This window comes from Thermoflexus sp. (assembly GCF_042408365.1).
Classification (GTDB): Bacteria; Chloroflexota; Anaerolineae; order Thermoflexales; family Thermoflexaceae; genus Thermoflexus.
Window position 1 is genome coordinate 1 of the sequence record NZ_JBHOQJ010000294.1, and the last position, 3,634, is coordinate 3,634.

At 65.4% G+C, this 3,634-nt stretch carries 2 protein-coding genes; one reads left to right on the forward strand and one right to left on the reverse strand.

Going from position 1 to position 3,634, the window contains the following annotated elements:
* The first annotated feature begins 110 nt into the window (after window positions 1-110).
* Entirely contained in the window at window positions 111-2,813 is a 2,703-nt protein-coding gene (locus ACFMO5_RS13535) for a hypothetical protein (protein ID WP_376793278.1), read from the forward strand.
* 81 nt (window positions 2,814-2,894) lie between these two features.
* On the opposite strand, the gene folE is transcribed toward ACFMO5_RS13535, so the two are convergent.
* On the reverse strand, window positions 2,895-3,515 hold the full coding sequence (folE, locus tag ACFMO5_RS13540; protein WP_376793279.1) for a GTP cyclohydrolase I FolE: 621 nt from the start codon (window positions 3,513-3,515) through the stop codon (window positions 2,895-2,897).
* Between the last annotated feature and the right edge of the window lie 119 nt (window positions 3,516-3,634).

Genomic DNA, 3,634 nt, shown 5'->3' on the forward strand with positions numbered 1-3,634 from the left:
GATCTCCTTCGGCGCCCGGCTCGCCCCCAAAAACCCTCTGAGGAACCCATCTAACCTTCGAAGGTGGCGTTCGACTTTTGGATAACCCTCCACGGCAACCAGACAGAGGAATGGCGCGTCACGCCCAGCTCCGTCAGCGGCTGGCCTGGGTGGGTTCCCTTCTGCTGACCTCAGGCCTCGTGCTTCTGACGCTGCTTCCCCTCGGGTTTTCCTCCGGCATCCTGATGCGAGGGGACGTCGCCCTCTACTTCTATCCGTACTGGGAAGCCGCTGCGCGGGCGACCCGGGAGGGCCGCCTGCCCCTGTGGAATCCGGATCTCTTCGCAGGGGTCCCTTTTCTGGCCAATTCCCAGGTCGGCTTCTTCTATCCGCCGAACCGGGTGCTCTCATGGCTGCCGGTTCCTACCGCCTTGAAGGTTTCCATCCTCCTCCATGCCCTCTGGGCCGCGTGGGGGATGCTCGGGTTGGCCCGCCGATTGGGTTATCGAACTGGGGGATCCGTAGCCGCTGCAGTTGCCTACGCCCTGGGCGGCTACTTCCTCGCCCAAGCGGAGCATATCAACCAGTTCCAAGCGTTGGCTTGGCTGCCATGGATGGCATGGGCGTGGGCAGCGGGCCGGCCAGCCGGTGTGGGCCTCGCAGGGGCCATGCAGCTTCTGTGCGGCCACGCCCAGACCGTGATGCTCTCCTGGATCGCCCTGCTGATCTTTTTCGTACCCTCCCGGGAGGATCGCGCCCGCCTGTCGGGATGGGTCCGAGCGTGGAGAACGGGGGTGTTGGGCGGGGCGCTGGCGCTGGGTCTGAGCGCCGTCCAGTGGCTTCCGAGCCTTGAACTGACCCGCGCGTCCATTCGAGCAGGCGGCCTCCCGTTGAATGAGGCCCTTTCGTTTTCGCTGTCACCGCTGCTGTTGGGCCGCTCCATGCTTCCTGGACAAGCGCCCCTCGCGTTGACGGAGTTCATCGCCTATATTGGGATCCTTGGGGGGCTCAGCCTGGTGGCAGGGATCGGCCGACCGGGCTGGACCCGCTGGGCGGCGGTTGCCGGACTGGGGCTGTTCTTCGCCCTGGGGATCTATAACCCGATGGCTGTCCTGATGGTGGGGCTGCTTCCCCCGCTGCGCGCCTTTCGGGTCCCGGCGCGCTGGCTTGCCCTTTGGGCCTTCGGGGCCGCCCTAGGGATTGGGGCCGGGTTCGAGCGAGGATTCGCTGGGCTCAAGCGTTGGCGACTCGTGATCTGGGCGCTGGGCACCCTCGCCTTAATGGGCCTCGCCATCGCCGCTGAGCCGATCCCCCCGCCAGGGATGACCGGCCCGCTGGGCCCCGTGAGTGGTTCATTCATCATCCTGGGGCTGAGCCTCCTCGGGATCGGCCTCCTTCACATCCAGCAGCGCCTCCCTCGTGGGATCTGGCTCGGCCTTTGGGCAGCGGAACTGATCGGAGCCGCGTGGGGGCTACCTGTCAACCGCCTCACGGCTCCCGCCGCGTGGTCGGATCCTCGACTTCCAACGGTGGTGTTGCGGGATCTCCTGGCCCAGGAGGGGCCATGGGCCGGGCGGATCCTCAGCGTTGTGGACCTCCACTTCGATCCCGGCGACCTCGGGGAATGGCGGAGCGTCCTGGAAGGTCAACTCCCAGCCGAAGCTTTCGCTGAATTCGTGATCGCAACGAAATACAAAGAAGCCTTGGTGGCCAACCTGCCCATGGCCTATGGTCTGCCCACCGTGGATGGCTACGACGGGGGGGTGCTGCCGTTGCGGCGCTACATCGAGCTGGTCCGTCGCTTCGTCCCGGCAGAGCGCCTGCTGATGGATGGTCGGTTGTGGGAAGCCCTGACGGCCCTGCCCGAGCCCCGGTGGCTGCAGCTCCTGGGTGTGCGTTGGATCCTCATGGACCGCCTGCGGGACGAGTGGATCGATGGCGTGTTTTACGATCGTGGTGTCGTGGCGGACGCCTGCGGTGGGGAGCCGATCGAAGCAGGGCCGTTCCCCTCTTTTGAGGCGACCGAGCTCCGCCTGCGTGTGGCATCATCGCTTTCGCCCCGCACCCCCCTGGGGATGGCTGTGCTTCGCGGGGCTGGGGGAGAGACCCTCGAATTTCCTGTGGAAATGGGGGAAGAAGGACGGCCAGTGGTGGTCGACTGGGGGAAGCCTCGGACGATCCTCGGCGTCTCACTGCGTCCCCTCCCTGAAGCTTGCGCGCAGGGCGGATGGCGGGTAGAGGGCGGTGCGCTGGTCGATCGACGGACGGGGGCCTTTCAAGCGCTGGTTTTGAGCCCGGGCGGCTCTTTCGCCTTACGTTACGCGGGGGATATTAAGATTTACGAGTTTCGGAGGGCTTTGCCCCGCCTCTATGGCGTCTGCACGGCGGAGTTCGCCCGGGATGAAGCGGAGGCCATGAGCCGTCTGGCCGAACCCACCTTCGATCCTTCCCGGAGGGTGGTGCTGGAAGGGGAGGCGATCGCGTTCGGTGGGGTCTCGCGCGAGTGCCCGGTCGAGGTGCGCTGGATCCGTTTCACGCCGGAGGTTCGCGAAGCGGTGGTTCGCTTGGAGCAGCCTGGATGGCTGGTGCTCATGGAATCTTTCGATCCCGGATGGCGGGCCACCGTCGATGGGCGCGCAACGCCCATCCTCCGGGCCAACGGGTTGTTCCAAGCCATCGCAGTCCCGGCGGGCGGGCATACGGTCCGCTGGGAATATCGGCCGGGATCGTGGGCTGCCGGGGTCGTGCTGACCCTGGCCAGCGCCCTGGCGGCGTTGGGGGCGTGGGGATATCGCTGGATGCGGGGCCAGCATCGGGGCTTGGAACAGGGATAGAACCCGCCCCTCGGATGGATTCGCATCCTGTAGGGGCACCCACAAGGGGTGCCCCATATGGGGCGCGCCTTGTGCCCGCCCCTATAATTTCTCCGGCGGTCGTCGAAGGTGTGCGAGCAACTCGTTCCGGTGCCGGGGATCGGTCCGGAAGATCCCAGTGAGGGCCTGGGTGACCATGCGGGCGTGAGATTTGCGCACTCCACGCATCATGGCACACAGATGCGCGGCCTCCACGATGACGGCCACGCCCTGGGGATGCAGCACGACTTCAAGGAAATCCGCGATCTGCCGCGTCATCCGCTCCTGAACCTGTAGGCGGCGGGCGAAGAGCTCCACCACCCGCGGGATCTTTGAGAGGCCGATGATCCGACCGTTCGGAATGTAAGCCACATGGGCCCGGCCGTAGAACGGCAGAAGATGATGCTCGCACATACTGTAGAACTCGATATCGCGCACTAGGACAAGATCGTTGTCCTCCACCTCGAAAATCGCCCCATTGATCAGATCCGCCGGGTCCATCCAGTAACCGGCCAGCACCTCCTGCAGCATCTCTGCCACCCGGGCGGGGGTGCGCTGCAGGCCCTCTCGTTCCGGATCCTCTCCCAGCGCGCTGAGCAAGTCCCGAATCACTCCGGCCAGCCGCGCCGGATCAGGGGGTCGAGCAGTCCCTTCCACTTTCACTATCCCCTTGTGTGGCTCCATTCGATCTCCTCCCGGATTTCATAGCCTCGGATCCACTCCCAGCGAGCCTGCGCTTGTATTGAGGGCTTATTTTTAATTACACGATCGAGAGGGGGGGAAAATTTTTTCGGGGCTGGGCC